This is a genomic window from Alkalicoccobacillus murimartini, assembly GCF_030813245.1.
Classification (GTDB): domain Bacteria; phylum Bacillota; class Bacilli; order Bacillales; family Bacillaceae_D; genus Alkalicoccobacillus; species Alkalicoccobacillus murimartini.
Genome location: NZ_JAUSUA010000006.1, coordinates 216,322 through 238,371 on the forward strand (window position 1 = coordinate 216,322; position 22,050 = coordinate 238,371).

The 22,050-nt window shown below is 38.8% G+C and carries 25 protein-coding genes; 24 read left to right on the forward strand and 1 reads right to left on the reverse strand.

Annotation, left to right across the window (positions count from 1 at the left end; genetic code table 11):
* The first annotated feature begins 78 nt into the window (after positions 1-78).
* The 19 genes from J2S05_RS17680 (at position 79) to J2S05_RS17770 (ending at position 13,762) form a co-directional block, all read left to right on the forward strand.
* Positions 79-624 (forward strand): GNAT family N-acetyltransferase, encoded by a 546-nt coding sequence (locus J2S05_RS17680; protein WP_370873659.1) that lies wholly within the window; start codon positions 79-81, stop codon positions 622-624.
* Between the two features lie 93 nt (positions 625-717).
* On the forward strand, positions 718-1,572 hold the full coding sequence (locus J2S05_RS17685; RefSeq protein ID WP_306985153.1) for an STAS domain-containing protein: 855 nt from the start codon (positions 718-720) through the stop codon (positions 1,570-1,572).
* 65 nt (positions 1,573-1,637) lie between these two features.
* Positions 1,638-1,826 (forward strand): DUF1272 domain-containing protein, encoded by a 189-nt coding sequence (locus J2S05_RS17690; protein WP_306985155.1) that lies wholly within the window; start codon positions 1,638-1,640, stop codon positions 1,824-1,826.
* A 233-nt stretch (positions 1,827-2,059) separates the two neighbouring features.
* Positions 2,060-3,079, forward strand: coding sequence for a Delta(5) desaturase DesA (gene desA / locus J2S05_RS17695; protein ID WP_306985157.1), 1,020 nt, complete (start codon positions 2,060-2,062; stop codon positions 3,077-3,079).
* A gap of 31 nt (positions 3,080-3,110) precedes the next feature.
* Complete coding sequence (locus J2S05_RS17700) at positions 3,111-4,259, forward strand: sensor histidine kinase (RefSeq protein WP_306985159.1); 1,149 nt, start codon at positions 3,111-3,113, stop codon at positions 4,257-4,259.
* Entirely contained in the window at positions 4,256-4,855 is a 600-nt protein-coding gene (locus J2S05_RS17705) for a response regulator transcription factor (protein ID WP_306985161.1), read from the forward strand. Before J2S05_RS17700 ends, J2S05_RS17705 begins: the two co-directional genes overlap by 4 nt.
* 117 nt (positions 4,856-4,972) lie before the next feature.
* Positions 4,973-6,199 carry a cytochrome P450 family protein gene (locus J2S05_RS17710; protein ID WP_306985163.1) on the forward strand — a complete coding sequence of 409 codons (1,227 nt, stop codon included), beginning with the start codon at positions 4,973-4,975 and terminating at the stop codon, positions 6,197-6,199.
* Positions 6,200-6,353: 154 nt separating this feature from the next.
* Positions 6,354-6,605 carry a hypothetical protein gene (locus tag J2S05_RS17715; protein ID WP_306985165.1) on the forward strand — a complete coding sequence of 84 codons (252 nt, stop codon included), beginning with the start codon at positions 6,354-6,356 and terminating at the stop codon, positions 6,603-6,605.
* Between the two features lie 38 nt (positions 6,606-6,643).
* On the forward strand, positions 6,644-7,213 hold the full coding sequence (locus tag J2S05_RS17720) for an LOG family protein (RefSeq protein WP_306985229.1): 570 nt from the start codon (positions 6,644-6,646) through the stop codon (positions 7,211-7,213).
* Between the two features lie 14 nt (positions 7,214-7,227).
* On the forward strand, positions 7,228-7,557 hold the full coding sequence (locus J2S05_RS17725; protein WP_306985166.1) for a MazG-like family protein: 330 nt from the start codon (positions 7,228-7,230) through the stop codon (positions 7,555-7,557).
* A complete protein-coding gene (locus J2S05_RS17730; RefSeq protein ID WP_306985168.1) occupies positions 7,554-8,099 on the forward strand; it encodes a GrpB family protein in 546 nt (181 codons plus the stop codon). The genes J2S05_RS17725 and J2S05_RS17730 overlap by 4 nt, the downstream gene beginning before the upstream one ends.
* Before the next feature lie 74 nt (positions 8,100-8,173).
* Positions 8,174-9,250, forward strand: coding sequence for an NAD(P)H-dependent flavin oxidoreductase (locus J2S05_RS17735; protein WP_306985170.1), 1,077 nt, complete (start codon positions 8,174-8,176; stop codon positions 9,248-9,250).
* A gap of 23 nt (positions 9,251-9,273) precedes the next feature.
* Complete coding sequence (locus tag J2S05_RS17740; protein ID WP_306985173.1) at positions 9,274-9,909, forward strand: HAD family hydrolase; 636 nt, start codon at positions 9,274-9,276, stop codon at positions 9,907-9,909.
* 45 nt (positions 9,910-9,954) lie between these two features.
* Positions 9,955-10,518 carry a TetR/AcrR family transcriptional regulator gene (locus tag J2S05_RS17745; protein WP_306985175.1) on the forward strand — a complete coding sequence of 188 codons (564 nt, stop codon included), beginning with the start codon at positions 9,955-9,957 and terminating at the stop codon, positions 10,516-10,518.
* A gap of 21 nt (positions 10,519-10,539) precedes the next feature.
* Positions 10,540-11,775 carry a beta-ketoacyl-ACP synthase II gene (gene fabF / locus J2S05_RS17750; protein WP_306985177.1) on the forward strand — a complete coding sequence of 412 codons (1,236 nt, stop codon included), beginning with the start codon at positions 10,540-10,542 and terminating at the stop codon, positions 11,773-11,775.
* On the forward strand, positions 11,768-12,226 hold the full coding sequence (locus J2S05_RS17755) for a GNAT family N-acetyltransferase (RefSeq protein ID WP_306985180.1): 459 nt from the start codon (positions 11,768-11,770) through the stop codon (positions 12,224-12,226). The genes fabF and J2S05_RS17755 overlap by 8 nt, the downstream gene beginning before the upstream one ends.
* A 79-nt stretch (positions 12,227-12,305) precedes the next feature.
* On the forward strand, positions 12,306-12,500 hold the full coding sequence (locus J2S05_RS17760) for a helix-turn-helix transcriptional regulator (RefSeq protein WP_306985182.1): 195 nt from the start codon (positions 12,306-12,308) through the stop codon (positions 12,498-12,500).
* Positions 12,501-12,953: a hypothetical protein gene (locus tag J2S05_RS17765; RefSeq protein WP_306985184.1), complete on the forward strand. Its 453-nt coding sequence runs from the start codon at positions 12,501-12,503 to the stop codon at positions 12,951-12,953.
* A gap of 74 nt (positions 12,954-13,027) precedes the next feature.
* Complete coding sequence (locus tag J2S05_RS17770) at positions 13,028-13,762, forward strand: MerR family transcriptional regulator (protein ID WP_306985186.1); 735 nt, start codon at positions 13,028-13,030, stop codon at positions 13,760-13,762.
* 51 nt (positions 13,763-13,813) lie between these two features.
* Here J2S05_RS17770 and J2S05_RS17775 read toward each other — a convergent pair whose 3' ends face one another.
* Positions 13,814-15,568 carry a glycoside hydrolase family 13 protein gene (locus J2S05_RS17775; protein ID WP_306985188.1) on the reverse strand — a complete coding sequence of 585 codons (1,755 nt, stop codon included), beginning with the start codon at positions 15,566-15,568 and terminating at the stop codon, positions 13,814-13,816.
* A 215-nt stretch (positions 15,569-15,783) separates the two neighbouring features.
* On the opposite strand from J2S05_RS17775, the gene J2S05_RS17780 reads away from it, so the two are divergent.
* The 5 genes from J2S05_RS17780 to J2S05_RS17800 all read left to right on the forward strand — a co-directional run bounded on the left by J2S05_RS17780 (position 15,784) and on the right by J2S05_RS17800 (position 22,008).
* Positions 15,784-17,046 (forward strand): sugar ABC transporter substrate-binding protein, encoded by a 1,263-nt coding sequence (locus J2S05_RS17780; protein WP_306985190.1) that lies wholly within the window; start codon positions 15,784-15,786, stop codon positions 17,044-17,046.
* The gene (locus J2S05_RS17785; protein ID WP_306985192.1) at positions 17,043-18,335 is read left to right on the forward strand and encodes a carbohydrate ABC transporter permease; all 1,293 of its coding nucleotides are present in this window, start codon (positions 17,043-17,045) and stop codon (positions 18,333-18,335) included. The genes J2S05_RS17780 and J2S05_RS17785 overlap by 4 nt, the downstream gene beginning before the upstream one ends.
* A gap of 5 nt (positions 18,336-18,340) precedes the next feature.
* Positions 18,341-19,183 carry a sugar ABC transporter permease gene (locus J2S05_RS17790; RefSeq protein WP_251611864.1) on the forward strand — a complete coding sequence of 281 codons (843 nt, stop codon included), beginning with the start codon at positions 18,341-18,343 and terminating at the stop codon, positions 19,181-19,183.
* A 41-nt stretch (positions 19,184-19,224) separates the two neighbouring features.
* The gene (locus tag J2S05_RS17795; protein ID WP_306985194.1) at positions 19,225-20,874 is read left to right on the forward strand and encodes a glycoside hydrolase family 13 protein; all 1,650 of its coding nucleotides are present in this window, start codon (positions 19,225-19,227) and stop codon (positions 20,872-20,874) included.
* A 96-nt stretch (positions 20,875-20,970) separates the two neighbouring features.
* A complete protein-coding gene (locus J2S05_RS17800; RefSeq protein WP_306985195.1) occupies positions 20,971-22,008 on the forward strand; it encodes a LacI family DNA-binding transcriptional regulator in 1,038 nt (345 codons plus the stop codon).
* Positions 22,009-22,050: the final 42 nt, after the last annotated feature.

Below are 22,050 nucleotides of genomic sequence, written 5' to 3' on the forward strand. Positions count from 1 at the left end.
ATCTTGAACTCCAACGTTTTATTATGCTTATTATGTTAGAATGACTGTAAAAATAAGTCATTTGGAGTTGAGGAATTGATTACACTTAATGAAAAAATGAGAATGAGGCCATTAGAAGAGGAAGATAAGAAAGTGTTTTGGGAGCTAGCATTTAAAGATGCAAATCCAGAATGGAAAAAATGGGATGCTCCTTATTATACACACGAGGCATTATCCTATGAATCTTTTTTAGATAAATGGCCTCATTATGAAAAGCAAGAGGATCTATTCGGTATGTTTGTTGGTGAAAAACTGATTGGCACGGTATCGTTTTATTGGGAACACCAACCTTCGAACTGGTTGGAGGCTGGTATTATAATCTATGATTCTACCCTTTGGAATGAAGGCTATGGAACGCCTTTTCTAAAAGCGTGGATTACTCATTTATTTGATACCCTTCCACTAGTTAGGGTTGGTTTTACTACGTGGTCAGGTAATAAACGTATGATGAGACTGGGAGAGAAACTAGGCATGACTCTAGAAGCAAGGCTTCGCAAATGTCGATTGTATCAGGATACTTATTATGATTCTATTCGATATGGAGTGTTAAGAGAGGAATGGCTTGGGTTTAGTCATGATAGATAAGAAGGAAATAAATTAAAAGCTATGAAGAAAGCATGCAACTTGCTTTATGATATACTTGATTGAGCACATCATAAGGTAAGGGAGGGAATCTGTATGAATCCCACTAATCAACTTTCATCAGAACAGCTATATTCGTTAAAGATTGTTTCTAAAAAACTATTTCAATTAATAAGTAACCGATTAAATGTGAATACAACGTATATTACTCAAAGAGGAGAATCGGAAATGACGGTTCTCAGTTCTTTTAACAAAGAAGAACAAATTATTCCTGAAGGATATAGTGTTGAATACGGAGGAACCTACTGTCGGTTGATCATTATGAATGATGGTGACGTTATGACCACAGCTGATTTGAATAAAGATCTTTTAACAAAAGAATTGGCTGTAACACCTGAGTTAGGGGTAAAAGGTTTCTTAGGTGTCACGCTAAAGGATCTGAATGGGAATGTTTTTGGTACGCTTTGTGTCATGGATAAAGAAGAAAAAGAGTTCAGTCAGGATGATATTGATTTTCTTCATTCTATGGCAGACATCTTATCTTATATTCTTGAATTAGATCAAAATAGACATCATTTAAGTTATCTAAGTGTGCCGATCATTCCAATTATTGAAGGTGTATCGATTCTTACGTTACAAGGAATAGTTGATACATCGCGTGCAGAGAAAATCATGCACGAGGCGCTACATTATGGTTCAGAAAATCACGTAGATTACTTTTTGTTTGACTTATCTAAACTTGCTGTCCAAGACCAGACGTTCCCGACCATGTTATTCGATATCGTACAAGCCCTTCGTATCATGGGAATAGAAGTCATCATAACTGGAATTAGTCCGCAATTTGCGATGTTAGAATCAAATAAAAATCAACTTTCTAAATTAGGCGTTAAAACCGTTCATAGTATTAAAGTCGCTCTAGATCTTATTGGCTACTCACTAATAAAAAAATAAGGTTAGAAAATGAATCGCTGTTTTTTTGCGGTTCTTTTTTACATCTAAAAATAGGAGGATTTTAAATGGGTCTAGAAATGAGGAAAAAGTGTGAACGTTGTGAGGCAAAGCTTAAAGATCATTTGCATGCATACATTTGTGTTTATGAATGTACATTTTGCACGAATTGTACAAAAGAAATGAAAAAAATATGCCCGAATTGTGGTGGTGAGTTAGTCAGAAGGCCTCGAAGGATGGAGAAAAAAACGATTTAATCCCTGATTTTGTTTGAATATCTTATTTCTTCTGACGTCCTGTAGATTGAGTAAAACTACGAATAGAACTTCTATAGATGAGCAGATTAAGAAGACTTCGGATGAAGATTTACAAGTGATGGAAGTCTAGAGTATGACATCTGTCATACTCACTACATGATGGTTACTACTTACGGTAAAGCCGAAGCTGATTTATAGTTAGTTTATAAGCAAGCAGCGGAGGAGAATGTAGTATGACTAATTCTGATCACACTCAAAAAACTAAAAAATTAACACAACAGGTTTTACAATATGCCAAGGGTGAAAATAAACATAGTATTACTCAACTTCTTAATACATTTATCCCATTTATTGCTCTATGGATAGGTGCTTATCTTTTAATGGACGTTTCTTATTGGTTGTCATTGCCACTCGTTATTGTTGCATCAGGCTTTCTTATTAGAATCTTTATTATCTTTCATGATTGCTGCCACGGATCTTTCTTCAAGAGTAAGAAGGTCAACAATATCCTTGGAACGATAACAGGTGTGATTACTTTATTTCCATATCTTCAGTGGAAACGTGACCACTCGATTCATCATGCAACAAGCAGTAACTTAGATAAACGTGGAACAGGTGATATTTGGGTATTAACAATTGAAGAATATCAAGCAGCTTCTTCTCGTGAGAAGATGATGTATCGACTATATAGAAATCCAATTGTCATGTTCGGCTTAGGCCCAATCTATCTTTTCTTGATCAAGAATCGTTTTAACCGCAAAGGAGCACCTTTAAAGGAACGAATGAACACTTACACAATTAACGGTTTAATTGTTGCGTTTGCTCTTTTCACATGCTGGATTGTAGGTTGGCAGGCATTTGTTTTAATACAAGGACCTATTTTCTTTTTGTCTGGCATGCTTGGTATCTGGTTATTTTATGTCCAGCATACGTTTGAAGATACGTATTTCGAGGAAGATGAAAATTGGGATTATGTGAAAGCAGCAGTAGAAGGTAGCTCTTATTATAAGCTTCCTCCTTTACTTCAGTGGTTGACCGGTAATATTGGCTACCATCATGTGCATCACCTTAGCCCTCGAATTCCAAATTATAAGCTTGCAGAAGCACATAATGGCACGGAACAATTAAAAAATATTCCTACTGTGACATTAATGACTAGTCTTCAATCGTTAAAGTTTCGTCTATGGGATTCAACAGAAAAACGATTTGTTAGCTACAAAGCACTAAAAACAGCACCACAATCAAATCATTGAAACACTTTTATAGGTTGGGATGAGTACACACATGTTAAATAAAATGCAAAAATTAAATCTCCATACCTACAGCGGAATATCGCCCTATATTTGGGCGGTATTCTTCATTCTACCCTTTTATTATATCTTTCAGTTCTCGTTTGAAGTTGATATGATCGCAAGTGTCATTTTAACAGTAAGCTTTTTTGTTTTTTATCGAATCGCCTTTCTATCAAAAGGTTGGCTGCTTTACCTTTGTACCTTTATCTTGATGGGTGTTTCTACATCAACGATCTTTTTATTCGGTTACACATTTTTTGCCTTTTTTATTGCCTATTTTATTGGTAACATTAGGAATAAACGATCTTTTTATCTCCTTTATTTTATTCACTTAGGGACAACATCCTTCTCTATTAATTATGGAATTATAAATGAACCTAATTTATTTGTACCGCAGTTGGCCTTTGTTATCATTGCTTGGATTAGCGTTATCTTGCTTCCTTTTAGTACTCACAATAAAAATGAGCGGGATATATTAGAAGACAAGCTTGAAGATGCCAACGAGCAACTGTCTGAGTTGATTAAGATTAAGGAAAGACAGCGTATAGCAAGAGACCTTCATGACACATTAGGGCAGAGTCTCTCGATGATCGGGTTGAAGAGCGAGCTTGCTAGGAAGTTAATCTATAAGGATCCGCAACAGGCGGTCATAGAGATCAAGGAAGTACAACAAACGGCGAGAACGTCATTAAATGAAGTCCGCAAGCTGGTTTCATCAATGAGAGGGCTTAGGCTCAAAGATGAGCGAACGTTGTCTGCACAGTTACTCAAGGCTGCCCATATTGCATGGGGCTGGCATGAAGAGGATAAAGATGTCTTAACAAATGTTAACCTCATTACGGAGAACATCTTAGCAATGTGTTTAAAAGAAGCGATAACAAATGTGGTGAAGCATAGTAACGCGACGACATGTGAAGTATATATTCAATCAAAAAATGATGAGCTAGTGATGATTGTTAGAGATAACGGTACATTCAAAGCCCAAGAGAATTATTTAGAAAAAGGGAATGGCCTTGCTGGAATGAAGGAACGTCTAGAGTTTGTAAATGGTAGCCTTGCTGTCGATACGACAGAAGGAACCGAGCTTAGTATCCAAGTACCTTATGATATAAAAATAATATACAAGGATGGGAATTCATGATTAGTATCTATATAGCTGAAGACCAGCAGCTTCTCCTTGGTGCACTTGAAGCATTACTTAATCTTGAAGACGACATGGAAATTGTTGGAAAAGGAAAAAGTGGGCAGGAAGCTGTAGATTATGTTCATAAGCATCAACCTGATGTGTGTATTATGGATATAGAAATGCCTGAGAAAACTGGGCTTGAAGCGGCAGAAGAATTGAAGGCACTCGATTGTAAATTAGTGATTCTGACAACCTTTGCTAGGTCCGGTTATTTTCAACGAGCTCTTCAAGCGGGTGTTAGTGCATATCTATTAAAAGACAGCTCTAGTGATGAGCTAGCCCAGGCTATTCGTCTTGTAGTAGAAGGAAAACGAGTGTACGCTCCAGAATTAATGGATGATGTCTTTCGTGAAACAAACCCTCTTACTGAGCGTGAGAAAGCAGTTCTCTCTCTGATCGCAGATGGGAAAAGTACAAAGGAAATCTCGATTGAACTCGATATTAAGATTGGGACTGTTCGCAATTATGTCTCTGTTATTTTAGAGAAGTTAGATGTGAAAAATCGTATTGAAGCAGTAACGCACTCTAAGGAGAAGGGATGGTTTAGTTAACCAGTCTCTTCTTTATCATGTTATCATTTAGATAGGCAATGTAATTACAGCGTGGTAGTAAAGTTTTGAGCCTAAATAGTAGGCTTATTTTATTTGATCGAAGAGAGGAGTTTTCTTATGACAGAGAAGCAAGAGAAGTCAAGTGAAGCCATATTCTCGAAATCTTTTGATCGTAACCCGTACCCAATTTTTAAGCGTTTACGTCAGGAAGACCCTATTCGCAAAACCATGTTGCCAAGTGGTCATTATACATGGATTGTCACAACCTATAAGGATGCAGAAACCATACTTAAAGATAAACGCTTCATTAAAGATTATACAAACCTTATGGAATTTGAAAAGGAAGAAGATAGGTACGCACACACAAGTATCTTTGCCCGAAATATGTTATTTGCTGACCTGCCTGATCATCGTCGATTGCGTGGGTTAGTTCAGCAGGCATTCACGCCAAAAGTTATTGAGGAATTAAGACCTCGAATTCAAGAGATTACAGATGATTTATTAGATCAAGTTGAACAAAACGGTAAAATGAACTTAATTGATGATTTTGCTTTTCCTCTCCCGATTATAGTGATCTGTGAAATGCTTGGTGTGCCAAGTGAAGATCGAGATCAATTCAGAATGTGGTCTAATACATTGATTGAATCTACAGGAGATCCAGAGGATACAGAGAAAGTCATGTTGCATATGCAGCAGTTCACCCAATATCTAACTGATTGGGTAGCGACACGTAGACATGAACCAAAAGAAGACCTTGTGAGTAAATTAATTCACGCAGAAGAAGAAGGGGATCGTCTTTCGGAGCAAGAGTTATACGGGGTAATTGCGTTATTAATCATGGCAGGTCATGAAACAACCGTAAATTTAATTAGTAACGGCGTCTTAGCCTTACTCAATCATCCGGATCAGCTTGAGGCATTAAGAAAAGATCCATCTCTTATTAAGCCAGCAATTGAGGAATTTCTTCGCTTTGATGGTCCAGTTGAGTTCAGTACAGACCGATGGGCCATTGAAACGATAGAAATAGGAGGACAGATGATTCAAAAAGGGGACCATGTTTTGGTCGCATTAAATTCAGCAAACAGAGATGAATCTGTCTTTAATGATCCTGATCTTTTTGATATTACAAGGGATTCGAGTAAACACCTTGCTTTTGGTAAAGGCATTCACTTTTGTTTAGGTGCTCCTTTAGCAAGACTTGAAGCAGAAATTGCTGTTGGCACTTTGTTGAATCGCTTGACTAACCTCAAACTAAATGTAGAAGAGCACAAGTTAATTTGGAGACCTAGTTTAATCATAAGAGGATTAGAAGAGTTACCGATCACGTTTGAAAAAGTAAATTAAACGAAAAACAGGAAGACTGTCACTAAACCGACAGTCTTTTCACAATTTTTGAGAAAAGAAAATAGCTTTAATGTTGAAAGATATCGGTAACTAATGAATACTTATACATAAGAGGTTTGATTGAAATGGTCAATCGAATGAGAGGTGATTAACAATGGCTATTTTAATGTTGCTTTTGTTTGTCGTGTTTCCAACGATATTGATTGTTTTAAGTATGTTTCTAAAGCGTTTCCGATACGTAGTGTTTCTGCTCGCTTTTCTCTTTCCATTTACACTTATTGTATGGGGATCTGATGTTGAAAGCATTAGAGCAAACTTAGATGGACTTGTTCTCTACACCGTATCATATAGTGCGATATCTGCAGTGACTATGATTATTTCAGCGAAAGTAAGAAAAACAAATTAGATGAAAAGATAAAAAAGGGAGAGATTATCATGCATGAGATAAAAAGAATAGCTGTTTTTTGTGGGTCGAGTGAGGGAGAGAATCCAATTTATATGGAGGAAGCTAGAAAGCTAGGAACGTTACTTGCTGAAAAAGGAATTGGTCTTGTTTATGGAGGGGCTCAAGTTGGTTGTATGGGAGCGGTTGCTAATGCTTGCTTAGAAGCTGGCGGAGAAGTGATCGGAGTAATTCCCGAAAAGCTGATGAATGTAGAGATTGCGCATAATGGACTAACTGAACAGCATGTTGTTAAAACCATGCATGAGAGAAAAGCAATGATGGCTGACCTATCAGATGCTTTTATTGCTTTACCTGGAGGCGCCGGTACCTTGGAAGAATGGTTTGAAGTCTTTACATGGTCTCAGCTTGGTTATCACCACAAGCCATGCAGCTTTCTGAACATAAACGGGTTTTACAATCCATTGCTACAAATGCTCGATCATACGATTGAACAAGGATTTATGAGACCGGCATACCAAGAGTTAATTATAACTGAGAACAAAGCAGAGGATTTACTGGAAAAGCTGCATCAATTTCAACCGTTTGAAGTATCTAAATGGGGTAATTAAGGGTGTGTCAGTGAATGAATAGTAAGGACTTTCAAGAGTGGGTAAAAGTTAAGTACGCAGAGCGAGGTTGGTCAGATCTTGATATTTTTGTGCGGATTGGTTTTCTTGCTGAAGAAACTGGCGAAGTAGCAAGAGCGATCCGAGCGTTGGAAATTGGTCGAGACAGACCGGATGAGTCTAAAAGGTCATATGAGGAGAATAAACTTGAACTGACTGAAGAATTGGGGGACGTATTAGGTAACCTACTCGTTATTGCCAATCAATACGACATTACATTAGACGAAATATTTGAAGCGCATAAGCAAAAATTAACGAACAGATACGTGGAGGCCAGTCAAGAATGAGCAAATCAGAAGATAAGAGCGAGTGGCCTGTTTGGGCAGAAGAGACGATAATCATAGAAGAATCAAGCTTAGAATGGCAAATAAAAGGGGAAGAAGAAAAGAGACATTTGCATGCGTTACTTCAACCGCTTGAGGTTCAAGCTGTTGAACATATAGGTAGCACCTCTATTCCCTCCTTACCTGCTAAACCGATTATTGATATCATGGCAAAAGTGAAGTCTTTTGACAAAATCGAAGAAATCATAGCTACATTAAGTAAGCATGATTGGAACTATGTTCCTCCGAACCTTGACCAGAGGGAGTGGAGGAAATACTTTGTGAAAGTACATAACAACAAACGAGTGGCTCATCTACATATAGTCAAAGAAGGTACAGTGAAATGGGACGAGCATATACAATTCCGTGACACACTGCGAAGCCAACCCGTGTTAGTTAAAGAATATGCAGAGTTAAAAAAGAAGCTTGCCACCAAATTCGAGAATAATCGTGAAGCCTATACAGAGGCAAAGTCTGAGTTTATTCAATCTGTTTTGAAGAGATAAAGTTGAGGCAACAGTGGCACAAGAACCAAACCATAGCTAACGTCATCATAAAATTTTACAAAGGGGTGACCCAAATGAAGCAAGCAAGCTTGTACGATCGTTTACATCTTACACACCCAATTATCCAAGCTCCTATGGCAGGAGGGATTTCTACCCCTGAGTTAACTGCAGCCGTTTCAAATAACGGTTGTTTAGGAATGATAGCCGCGGGATATTTAGATTCGAAAGCGCTTCTTAAACAAATCAAAGAGGTCAAAAAGAAGACAAAGAACTGGTTTGGAGTCAATGTCTTTGTGCCAAATGATTATGAGATAGAGGATTGTGCCCTACATACATCAAAAACTCTGCTTGAACCTATTCATGAAAGCCTTCAAATAAATCAGCTAGATGTTTCACTACCCGAGTCGAAACATGACGTAGCCAACTACCACCAACTAATTGATGTAATTATTCAAGAGAACGTTCCAGTGTGTACATTTACATTTGGATTGCCATCTAGTGATCTGATTCGGCGATTAAAAGAGCAAGATATCGTAATGATCGGAACTGCTACTACGGTTAAAGAAGCGATTGAAATTGAGCGGGCCGGCCTAGACATGGTTATTTTGCAAGGTAGTGAAGCGGGAGGTCACAGGGCTACGTTCCTTCACTCAGAAGAAGAAGGGCTTATAGGCTTAATGGCGTTGATCCCACAGGCTATAAGACTCATTAAGATTCCTGTTATTGCTGCTGGTGGAATTATGGATGGACGGGGCTTAATGGCCTCCCGTTGTTTGGGCGCAGCAGCTGTTCAAATGGGGACTGCGTTTTTAACATGTATCGAAAGTGGAGCCTCTGATATACATAAGCAAGCAGTGACAAAAGCAACAGACAGTCAAACTACCTTAACAAGTTCATTCTCTGGAAAAAAAGCAAGAGGGATCAATAATACATTTATCCGAATGATGCAGAAGCATGAGAATGATTTACCGGTTTTCCCAATTCAGAACGCCCTAACAAAATCGATTCGCACTGCCTCTTCAAATCAAAACAATCGAGAATTTATGTCACTTTGGTCTGGTCAAAGTCCGATGCTTGCAAATATCCAAACAGCAGAAGAACTGATTGAGCGGGTGATGGAGGAAGCGGAGGAGATTTGGAATGGAATCTAGGGAAGGAAGGTAGGAGGTCTCAGATGAAAGCAATTTTATTTGATTTTGATGGCACTTTAGCGAACACATTGCCTGTCTGCTTTAAAGCTTTCCAAGAAGTATTTGAGAAATTTGATGAGAGAGAGCTGACAAATGAGGATATTAAAAGCATGTTTGGACCTTCTGAGACGGGGATTATTCGAGAAAACCTCAAGCATGTAGAATCGTCCAGTGCGATTGAATTGTATTATAAAGTGTACGCTGAGAACCATAACAAGTTGGTCCCTCAATCTTTGGAAATGATTGAGTTATTGCGAGACTTAAAGTGTAAAGGGTATCAAGTAGGTATTGTTACAGGGAAAGCTCAGCGCAGTCTAACTGTATCTTTAGAAGCCCTGCACATGACATCGTATTTTGACGTGGTGATAACAGGAGATGACGTCACGTATGCAAAACCTCACCCAGAAGGCATTCAAGAAGCAATGAAAAAACTTGGAGTGACAAAAGAGGATACGGTGTACCTTGGTGATAGTGATGCCGATATTCTGGCAGGGCATGATGCCGGTGTACGTACAGTTGGTGTCCACTGGTTGCCTGACTATCGACCAACTTTTTCTCAGAAACCAGATGTTTTATGTTATAGAACATCTCAATTGCTCACAAGCCTTGGTGAAGAGTAATGATCCTTCGTTGACACTTACCTACTAGTAAGTTAGTATAAAAAAATGAAAAATAGAAAAGAACAAATCATTACATTAGCTGTAGAGAAGATTCAAGAAATGGGTTATAGGTCCTTTAGCTACGATGATTTATCGAAAGAGTTACATGTGACGAAAGCTAGCATACATTATCATTTTGAAAAGAAAGAAGACTTAGGTTTGGCTGTTTGCTCCTATCTACGTGAAGGTTTAGAAGAGCTGATAAATGAGATTAACCATTCATCCATTCAAGTGAAAGATCGACCTTATGCTTTTATTCTAAGAAGGATAGAACATATATCTTCAACTGGCATTTGCCCGATAACGGCTTTTCAAGCAGATATGAATGAGTTAACGTACGATTTGCAAGAAGCAGTTACGAATGTAAGTCAATTAGAAGCCAATAGTATGGTCCGATTAGTAGGAGATGCTAAGAAAGATGGAGCCATTCAGGGAATAAAGAAAGAAGAAATAGAAGATTTGTCTTGGTTATTGCTTTCAACAATTAAAGGTGGCTTGCAATATCAGCGTGCGATAAATGAAACGGTGTTAGAAAAGATACTAAGCCAGGTAAGACTTCTTCTAAAATAGAAAAATCGAGGTGCATGAACAATGGAACGTAGAGTTGTGATTACAGGAACGGGTGTCATTTCTCCACTTGGTAACTCAGTAGAAGAATTTTGGGGACATTTATTGGAAGGTAAGTCAGGGATAAAACGAATTGAGTCTGAATTATATGATGGGATTGCAACACAAATTGGTGGGTTCATTACAGACTTTAAACCAGAAGAGTATATGGATAAAAAAGAAATAAGCAAATATGACCGTTTTGCTCAGTTTGCCTATGCGGCTTCAATTCAAGCACTTAAGCAAGCCAAGCTTGATGTAGAACAAGTGAATGGTGAGCGAATGGGGGTTTATATCGGTTCTGGAATTGGTGGTATTGATACGACTCTAGAAAATCATTCCTCTCTTTTAGAGAAAGGCCCAAGACGAGTGTCACCATTTATGGTACCAATGATGATTGGCAATATGGCAACGGGCATTGTCTCAATGAAAACTGGATTTAAGGGACCGAGCTTTTCCCCGGTGTCTGCCTGTGCGACTGCTAACCATGCGATTGGTGAAGCATATCTAAATATTAAACACGGATACTCAGATGGCATCCTAGCGGGTGGTGCGGAGGCTCCAATTAACCCACTATCTTATTCAGGTTTCTCTAGAATGAGAGCCATGTCTACGTTAAATGATTCTCCTGAGACTGCGAGCAGACCGTTTGATAAAAATCGTGATGGCTTTGTTATGTCTGAGGGTTCAGGTATCCTCTTTCTTGAAGAGTATGAGCATGCAAAACGCCGTGGAGCTTCGATCCTAGGTGAGATTGTAGGGTATGGATCTACAACAGATGCTTACCATATTACGTCGCCAGATCCAAGTGGGGCGGAGCGGGCGATGAAACTTGCTCTTGAGATGGGTGGCATTAGCAAAGAGAATGTTCAATATATTAATGCTCACGGGACAAGCACGCCAGAAGGAGATCAATCAGAAACAAAAGCAATTAAGCAGGTGTTTGGAGAGGCTGCTTACCAATTAAAGGTCAGCTCGACTAAATCAATGACCGGTCACCTATTCGGAGCGGCAGGTGGAATAGAAGCAATTGCGACCTTACATGCTGTTCAAGAAGATATAGCACCACCGACAATTAATTATGAAACGCCAGATGAGGTGTGTGATCTTGACTATGTGCCAAACAAAGCTGTGAATACAAAAATTGAATACGCTCTGTCTAATGGATTTGGATTTGGCGGGCATAACGCTGTGGTAGCATTTAAGAAATATCGTGATTAAAGAAATTGCGATTGATCAGGCTGATATGGCATCAAAAGTCTGGAAGCTTCAGATGCTTTCTTATCAAGTAGAGGCAGAACTGCTTCGCATAAGTGATTTCCCTCCATTACGTGAGCGTGAGAGTGACTTACAGCTGAGTGATGAAACATTTTATGGGTATTTTCATGATCAGGTTTTAGCAGGAGTCATTTCGATTAACTGCAATAGACAGATCATAGACATTACACGTTTAATGATCCATCCAGACTATTTTAGAAAAGGGATAGCGACTCAGCTACTAACGGTTATCCTCTCACTTTATCAAGAAGCTCAATTAATAAAAGTATCAACAGCATTAGATAATAAACCAGCAGTTAATGCGTATCTAAAACAAGGATTTAAGCAGATGAAGAAGACATATATGCCCGAAGGTCTATGGATTGTATCCTTTGAGAAGAAGCTTCCCTACTAAATCTTGACAATTCAATTAAAAGCAATATATAGTTTACATTATGTAATCTATATATTGCTTTTTGAGTTGGAGTGAGAACATGCAGAACAGAGTGAAGTTGGCTCGTGTAGAGAAATCATTTACGCAGGAGCAGCTTGCGGCGGCTGTTAGAGTTACGAGGCAAACCATTGGTTTAATTGAAAAAGGGCAATATAATCCTAGCTTGCAATTGTGTGTGGCCATTGCGAAAAAACTTGATAAAACGTTAGATCAATTGTTTTGGGAGGTAGAATAAATGATGAACTCGTGGATTTCTTTTTTGTTGCCGGTTGATGAATATAAGCGTGAGAGGATTCTCTACTTTTTAGGGGAAGCTGGTTTGCTTTTGCTTATCTATTTGATCGTCATGATATTGTTGACTACCTGGTCTGCCATTTCTATAAGTGCTAATACAATATCACTCCTTGGAATCGCTCTTTTTTCCGTCTATACGATGCTTAGGTATATTTTTTCTGGAATTGAATTCACCGATATTGCAACGAAAGAAGACTATCAAAAACATAAAAAGGTAATTAGAGTGAAATCAATTGGTTTTGGAGCTATGTTCTTAATTACTTACTTATTTATAGAAGGTATAAATGAATGGATTCAAATCATTGGAGTATCGCTAATAGCTGCTACATTTTTATTTTTAGTTAATTACATCTCTCTAAAAAAATCATATCTAAGAAACAAAGACTTAATCTAAAACCTTTTTAACATTTGGGTTTGACTCTCACGTTACGTGATACCTTATTGTTGATTTTGAGGGAGCTGAGGTAGATGTTGAAAATAAAAGAGGTAGCTAATCTAGTGGGCATTAGTGTGCGCACACTTCACCATTATGATGAGATTGGGTTACTCAGTCCGGATGAAGTGACTGAATCAGGCTATCGCTTGTATTCACAAAACAATATTGATGACTTACAGCACATTCTCTTTTATAGAGAGTTGGATGTCCCTCTGAAAAAAATCAAAGAAATCATGAGTCGTCCAGATTTTGATCAAGTGGAAGCTCTGCAGAGACACCAACAAATGCTTGAAGAGCGACGTAATCAAATTGATCAAATGATCGTAACTATTGAAAGGACACTCAGGTTTAAGAAGGGTGAGATTCAAATGTCTAACAAGGAAAAATTTAAAGGATTCGATTTTACGGGATGGAATGAACACGAGGATGAGGCTCGAAAGCATTGGGGAGATGAAGTTGTAGACGACGCTGCAGCTAATGTGAAAGGGAAAGAGAAAGAGCTCGGAGATGAAATGAATCGGATCTATCGCGAACTAGCGACAGTTCGCCAAGTTGATCCTGGATCAAAAAAAGCTCAGGAATTGATTGGTGAATGGTACAGATTTTTAAATCAAATTGGTACGTACTCTTTGGATGCTTTTTCAGGACTGGGAGATATGTATGTAGCGGATGAACGTTTCACTCAAAATATTGACCAGTTTGGTGATGGATTGGCTATCTTTATGCGTGATGCTATGAAGGAATATGCCGCGCAAAATAAGAAGTAACTAGGTAAAAAAGCTGCTTGAACCCACGTGGGAAAAGCAGCTTTTTTAGAATTAAGATAGGTGTTTCTTAACTAAACGGAAATGTTCCTTACTTATTTCTAAAGCGGTTTGTTTATCTAAGGTCTCCCCACTAATGTGGTCGATAAGCGTATAGTCCATGAACGATTCTGGAAGCACAATCGATTGAGCTGTCTGACTACGATTAATCGCAATAAGAAGAACTTCATCGTTCGAATAGGTTGAATAAAGTAAGACATCATCCACACCAGATTCATGAAATTGAATGGTTTCATACGTTCCCATTGTCGGTAACTCTTTGCGCCATTGGATAAGATCTTTTACAAAGGTAAATAACTCTGTATCTTGTTTATTTTGATCCCATATCATACATGCACGACAACCAGGGTCGTTATCACCAGCCATACCAATCTCATCACCGTAGTAGATACACGGAGAGCCTGGGAAAGAGAAAAGCATAAGGTATTGAAGCATTACATGATTCTTATTACCATTACTTTCAGTTAACACACGCGCTGTATCATGACTGTCGAGTAAGTTGAACTGTACTTGATTAACAGGCTGAGGATAGCTGAATAAATGTCTAGTAATAGACTGTGTAAAGGATTCAACAGTCTCTTCACGCAAGACGAAATCTTGAATGGCATCTGTTAAAGGGTAATTCATCACTGCATCAAATTGATCACCCACAAGCCACGGGGTGGATTGATGCCAGATTTCGCCGAGAATATACACATCCTCTTTTGTTTCCTTGACGGTGCGGCGGAAGTCTCGCCAAAAGTCATGATCAACCTCGTTCGCTACATCAAGACGCCATCCATCAATGTCAAAAGTCTCAATCCAATAGCGTGCAACCTGAAGTAAGTAGTCCTTCACTTCTGGATTAGCTGTATTTAATTTTGGCATCATACCAACAAAAGCAAAGGTTTCGTAATTAGGCTTCTGTGCATGAGGGTCTAATGGATAGGCATGTGGGTGAAACCAATCTCTGTACCGAGAGTCCTCCCCATTTTTGAGTACATCTTGAAATGGCTCGAAGTAATACCCACTATGATTAAAAACCGCATCTAACATGACACGTATTCCTCGTTTGTGACATTCCTGTACGAGCTTTATTAAAGTCTGCTCATCGCCAAATTGAGGGTCGATTTGCATATAATCAATGGTGTCATATTTATGATTTGAGAATGCTTTAAAAATGGGTGTGAAATAAATACCGTTAATGCCTAGGTCGCTTAAGTGGTCGAGATGATTAATGACTCCTTGTAAGTCACCACCAAAAAAAGAATCGACTTGTGGTTCTTCACTCCCCCATGGTAATACGTTATCTGGATTAATAGAGGGATCTCCATTTGAGAAACGCTCGGGAAAGATTTGATACCATACCGTATCTTTTACCCAGCTGGGAGGAGAGAATATCTCATTCTCGTGGAGATAGGGTAAACAGAAATAAGGAGAAACATGTTTAGGTTTCTCTTGATAGAAGCCACGCTCAGTATAAACAACAGATTCGTCCGTTGAGGTTAGGATGAATCCGTAACGTAGGCGGGAATGTGGCAATTGAAGGGTGACTGTCCAATAGTCGTGAAGATCATCAGAGCCAGCGAGTGACATAGATTTTTCAGAAGACTGCCAACTGTCTTGTTCCCATACATATGGATCGCCATGTATGATTGTCACTTGAAGGACATCATTTTTGGCTGTTTTTATACGCACGCAAACAGATTCTTTGTTGATAGAATAAAGTTCAGCTGGAGTTTGTAAATGACTAACAGCAGAAAATATCATGAATAGTACCTCCGGATCAATAGAATAGCTAAAGTTTAGAACAAGGTAGATCGACTGTCAACGAAATAATGCAAACGTTTTCTTAAAATATATTGCTAATATAAAAAGTAGATACTATACTAATCTATAGGAAATGAAAACATTTTCATTGTTTTGTGCAAACGTTTGCGTAGATTTATTAAAAATTGAGTATGAGAAATAGAGGAGGGGTTGAAGTGGGTAACGTTAAAAGCTATTTCCTACCTGTAGTTGTTGGTCTTTCAATGATAGTAACTGCTTGTGGACCAGAACGAGGAGATGAAATAGAAGAGTTAATACCTGATGAAGCAACAGAAGCAAATAAGCCGGAATCGTTACAGGTTTGGGTTCATGATACTGAGACGTACTTAGAAGCATACAAAGAGATTGCGGATGCATTTACAGAAGAAACAGATATCGAGGTTCATTTAGTGCCTTTTGGTTTATTCGATCAATTGGAAGCGATGTCACTCGACGCTCCCTCAGGTAGAGGACCAGACTTGTTTTTTCAGCCTAACGATATGACTGGGAATGCCTATCTTCAAGGAGTTGCAGCTGAATTAGATCTAACTGAGGAGCAGAAAGAGGGTTATATTGATGGCTCTTTAGAGGCTCTTAGCTATGATGGAGCCCAAATCGGTATTCCAGCGGCAGTAGAAACCTACGCGTTAATGTACAATAACGAACTCATTCCTGAAGCACCAGAGACGCTTGAAGAGCTCGAGCAAATTGGCGAAGAACTAACGAATCCTGCAAACGATCAGTACGGATTTCTACTCGAAGCTCAGAATGCATTTTTTGCTTATCCTTTTTTAGCGGCATACGGAGGTTATTTCTTCGGGGAAGAAAACGGAGGATATGATGTTGGTGATATTGGTCTTTCGAATCAAGGGACAGTGGAAGGAACTGAATTAATACGATCATGGTATGAAAAAGGCTATCTACCAAGAAACTTAAATGCGGATATCATGAATGGTTTATTTCTACAAGGGAATGTAGGAGCCGTTGTTTCTGGGCCTTGGAACATCAATGATTATCGCAATGCTTTAGGGGACAATCTTGAAACAGCTCCTCTACCAATGATTAATGGAGAAAGACTCAAATCTTTTGCTGGAGTGAAGGGTTGGATGGTTAATCAATACAGTGACCATATAAATTGGGCAAAAGAACTGGCTTTGTTTATGACGAGTAAGGAAAGCTCTGAAATTTTCTTTGAGTACGCTCAGGAGATTCCGGCGCGAGATGACATTGAACTGGAAAATGAATTATACGAAGGATTTGTCGAGCAGTTGGATTACGCTCAGTTTATGCCGAATATCCCTGCTGTTTCAGCTGTGTGGGAACCTCTCGGTGATGCGCTTATCTTTATAAGTAATGGGGACGATGCGGAAGAAGTTTTACTAGAAACTCAAGGAATGATAGAAGATGAAATTGAAATAATGGGGGCTGGAAATGAATGAAACCTCAACATCATTCACTACAAGTAAATAAGAAAAGTCGTGTACGCACTGCTGGTTTACTTTCGATTGTACCTGGATTGGGCCAAATCTATAATAAGCAACGTCTAAAAGGGATTTGTTTCTTATTATTGGCAGTAGCCTTTGGTATTGTGTTTTATGACATTCTGAACATTGGTTTCTGGGGGCTCGCAACACTTGGCACACTACCCGGTGTCGATGATTCAAGAACATTAATAGGACAAGGAATAGTTGCCGTATTTCTGACGATGTTTGCTGTGCTCTTTTACATACTCAACATAAAAGATGCACGCAAGATAGCCCTGCAGCGACAGGAAGGGTATGAGCCTTTATCGATAAGAGAAGGGTTTAGGCATTCATGGGATAAAAGCTTTCCTTATGTTCTTATAACACCTGGTTTAATTCTATTATTTATTGCTGTAATCTTTCCACTTTTGTTTATGATTGTGTTGGCCTTTACGAATTACAACTTATTTAATGCGCCTCCGAGAAGTGTATTAGATTGGGTTGGCTTTCAAAACTTTGTGGACCTAGCTACTATTCCAATTTGGAGAAATACGTTCTTCTCAGTTCTTTCATGGACCATAGTCTGGACAGCAGCTGCGACAACGTCTCAAATTGCACTTGCTATGTTTTTAGCGGTTATCGTGAATGACAAACGAATTAAATACAAACGATTGATTCGTACTGTTTTAATTTTGCCTTGGGCTGTACCAAGCTTTGTCACGATCCTCATCTTTGCGGCTTTGTTTAACGATGGGTTTGGTGCAATTAACAGAGATTTATTGGAACCTCTATTTAATACGAGTATTCCATGGCTGACTGATCCATTTTGGACCAAGATTGCCTTAATTATGATACAGACATGGCTTGGATTCCCGTTTGTCTTTGCTTTATTTACTGGGATTTTACAGAGTGTCTCGGATGACTGGTATGAGGCAGCGGATATGGATGGAGCTAGTCGCTTTCAGAAGTTCCGTTTTATCACCATGCCACACGTTCTTTTTGCGACAGCACCCCTTTTGATTATGCAATATGCGGGGAACTTCAATAACTTTAATATTATCTATTTATTTAACGAAGGTGGGCCACCAGTCCGTGGGCAAAATGCTGGAGGTACGGATATTCTTATTTCCTGGGTGTATAGCCTTGCATTCGAAAACTCGCAATATAGTATGGCTGCGGCGATCTCTATTATCATCGGTCTAATTGTAGCAGTATTTGCTATATTTCAGTTCCGTAAAAGTAGAACGTTTAAGGAAGGGGAATAATTAGTATGAAACAGAAAACAAAATCGCGCATTGAAGTTACGTTAATCTACCTGTTTCTTTTATTAATGTTTGTTGTCATTGGCTATCCACTATTATGGACAATTGGACTTTCATTAAATGAAGGCACGAACTTATATAGTGCAAGCATTATTCCTGAAAATTGGTCTCTCGAACATTATAAATGGCTCTTTTTTAGTGAACAAAGTAACTATGTACAATGGTATATCAATTCTTTAATTGTTGCGTTTGCCACGTCTATATCAGCTACTGTGATTGTATGTCTGACTTCTTATGCCTTCTCTAGGTACAAGTTTGTTGGAAGAAAAAATGGGCTCTATTTCTTTCTAGTATTGCAGATATTCCCAGTCATTATGGCGATGGTTGCAATCTATGTGCTTCTAAATACAATAGGCTTACTCGATTCTCTACTAGGTTTAGTGTTGATCTATGTAGGTGGAGCGATTCCGATGAATGCATTTCTAGTAAAGGGGTATTTCGATACCATTCCTAAAGAATTAGATGAGTCAGCTAAGCTAGATGGGGCAGGTCACTTTCGTATATTCTTCACAATCATGCTGCCATTAGCAAAACCAATCTTGGCCGTTGTTGCGTTATTTAATTTTATGTCACCACTGATGGACTTTATCCTACCAAGAATTGTGTTGCGTAGTCCTGAAAACTATACATTAGCTCTTGGATTATTCAACTTCGTAAGTGATCAATTCGCGAACAACTTTACACGATTTGCTGCAGGAACGGTATTGATTGCGGTACCGATTGCAATTGTCTTCTTGTTCTTACAACGTTATTTAATTTCAGGACTTTCATCTGGAGCAACAAAAGGATAATTGTAGCTATATTTTACTAGAGATATAAAAGGAGCTTATATATGAACAAACAATGGTGGAAAGAAGCCGTATGCTATCAAGTGTATCCACGCAGTTTCTATGATCAAAATGGAGATGGAATTGGAGATTTAAAAGGGGTCATTGAAAAGCTAGATTACCTCAAATGGATGGGAATTGACGTAATCTGGATGAGTCCAATGTACGACTCGCCTAATGATGATAATGGGTATGATATTCGTGATTACAAAGCCATAATGGATGAGTTCGGTACGATGGAGGACTTTAATCAACTATTAGAAGAGGTTCACCTACGGGGCATGAAAATCATCATCGATTTAGTTATCAATCATACGTCAGATGAGCATGAATGGTTTGTTGAATCAAGATCATCTATTACGAGTGAAAAACGAGATTGGTATATATGGAGAGATGCAAAAGAGGATGGGTCAGAGCCTAATAACTGGGCGTCCATCTTTAATGGATCTGCTTGGGAATGGGATGAGCAAACGAAACAGTATTATCTTCACATTTTCTCGAAAAAGCAACCAGATGTTAACTGGGAAAATAAAGATGTTCGTGATGTCTTGTACGAAACCATGAATTGGTGGCTAGATAAAGGGATCGATGGCTTTAGGGTAGATGCGATTAGCCATATAAAGAAAATTGAAGGTTTACCTGATTTGCCGAATGAAACTTCAGATCCCTTTGTTGAGTCTTTTGATGGACATATGAATCGTCCAGGTATCCAAACGTTTTTACAGGAAATGAAGCAAGAAACATTGGATCATTATGATGTAATGACGGTTGGTGAGGCAAACGGTGTAAGTATGGAAGATCCTGATGATGTACGTGCATGGGTAGGAGAGAACGATGGAGTTTTTGATATGGTCTTTCAGTTTGAGCATCTAGGCCTTTGGAATAAAGACGCTGAACAGAAATTAGATGTACCCGCATTAAAGGAAGCTCTAACAAAGTGGCAATATGGCCTTGAAGGATTAGGGTGGAATGCTCTTTTTATCGAAAACCATGACCAGCCGCGCTCTGTATCATCTTGGGGCAATGATACGAATTATTGGGAGGCGTGCGCAAAAGCACTCGGCACACTTTATTTCTTTATGAAGGGCACACCTTTTATCTATCAAGGTCAAGAAATAGGTATGACAAATGTACAGTTCCCTGCGATAGAAGATTATGATGATGTGTCTATGCGGAATTATTACGAGCAAGAACGTAGTAAAGGCAGACCTCACGCGGAATTAATGGAGGTTATTTGGAGTCAAGGCCGTGATAACTCTCGGACACCGATGCAATGGACGAATGAAAAGAATGGTGGATTTAGTACGGCTAATCAGACTTGGTTAAAAGTAAATCCTAATTTCAAAGATATTAACGTGCAATCGCAGCTAGAAGATAAAACATCGATTTTGGCTTATTACAAAACGATGATTGAGTTACGAAAACACTCTGAAACACTAATCTATGGTGCCTATGAACTTTGTGAGCTTAATGATGAGCAAGTGTATATGTATAAACGGTGTGGAGACGAGGAAACGTATACAATCATTGTGAATCTATCAGAGGAGTCAAAGGAAATCGATTATACGAATCCTGGTGAGTGTGTACTTGGTAACTATGAGGATTATAAGGCTAATCAACTTCTTCCATTTGAAGCGAGAGTATACAAGTCTTAAGACATTTACCAATGGAGCTATAGACAAAGGCTTACCTAATAATTCATTATAAAAGAATAGGTTTATGAACGTTTGTATGTAAAGGGTGGAATGCACGTGACCATAACCATAAAAGACGTAGCAAGAAAAGCAAATGTAGCCCCATCTACGGTCTCTAGGGTTATTGCTAATCATTCAACGATCAGTACGAAAACAAAAGAAAAGGTACGAGCGGTTATGGAAGAACTCGGCTATTACCCAAATGTTAATGCGAGAAATTTGGTGAATAACCATACGAATGTGATCGGGGTCATTATGCCAAGTGCAACCTATGCTCCGTTTCATAATCCTTTTTTCCCGGAGGTTCTTAGAGGTATTACGACTCAGGCTAATGAACAAAGGTACGGATTGTACTTGTCTACTAGTCAAACAGATCTGGATATCTTGGAAGAAGTAAAAGAGATGGTGTACAGTCGCCGAGTCGATGGCATTATATTACTTTATTCAACCGTAGCAGATCCAGTCATTGATTTCCTTCTGGACCGATCGTTTCCTTTTGTTGTAGTTGGACAGCCGCCAGAGCAGCTGAAAGAATCGGTCTTCTTTGTGAACAATGACAATGTAAAGGCAGCTAAGATGGTTACAGAGTACCTATTACTGTTAAAGCACGAACGGATTGCTTTTGTAGGTGGCCGCCAAGATGCTTTTGTAACGATTGATCGGAAAAACGGGTACATTGAAGCGCTTGAAGCTTCTGGAATTCAGATTGACGAATCACTATTGGTGTACCATGATGAAATCTTTGAAGGTGGTGAAAAAGCCGTTATCGAGCTTATGTCACAAAAGAATCCGCCCTCAGCAATGATCGTCACCGATGATTTAATGGCGTTAGGTGTTCTGCGAATGCTTTTCAGTATGAACGTCTCTGTTCCAGATGACATGTCTGTTGTTAGTTTTAATAATGTGTTGATGTCCAAACTCTCAACACCTCCGCTTACAACACTTGATATTCATATTCATGAGCTAGGATACAAAGCAGCTCAAATGCTTCGTCAGTGTATACTGGATCCTAAGGCATCACCTAAGAGTCACATTGTGAACCATCATCTAATTCGTCGGGCCACAAGCAAAACATTTAATGGAATGTCAATTTAGTCATCATAACTAAACGAAAGCCTGAAAGTCCGTATAGGATTT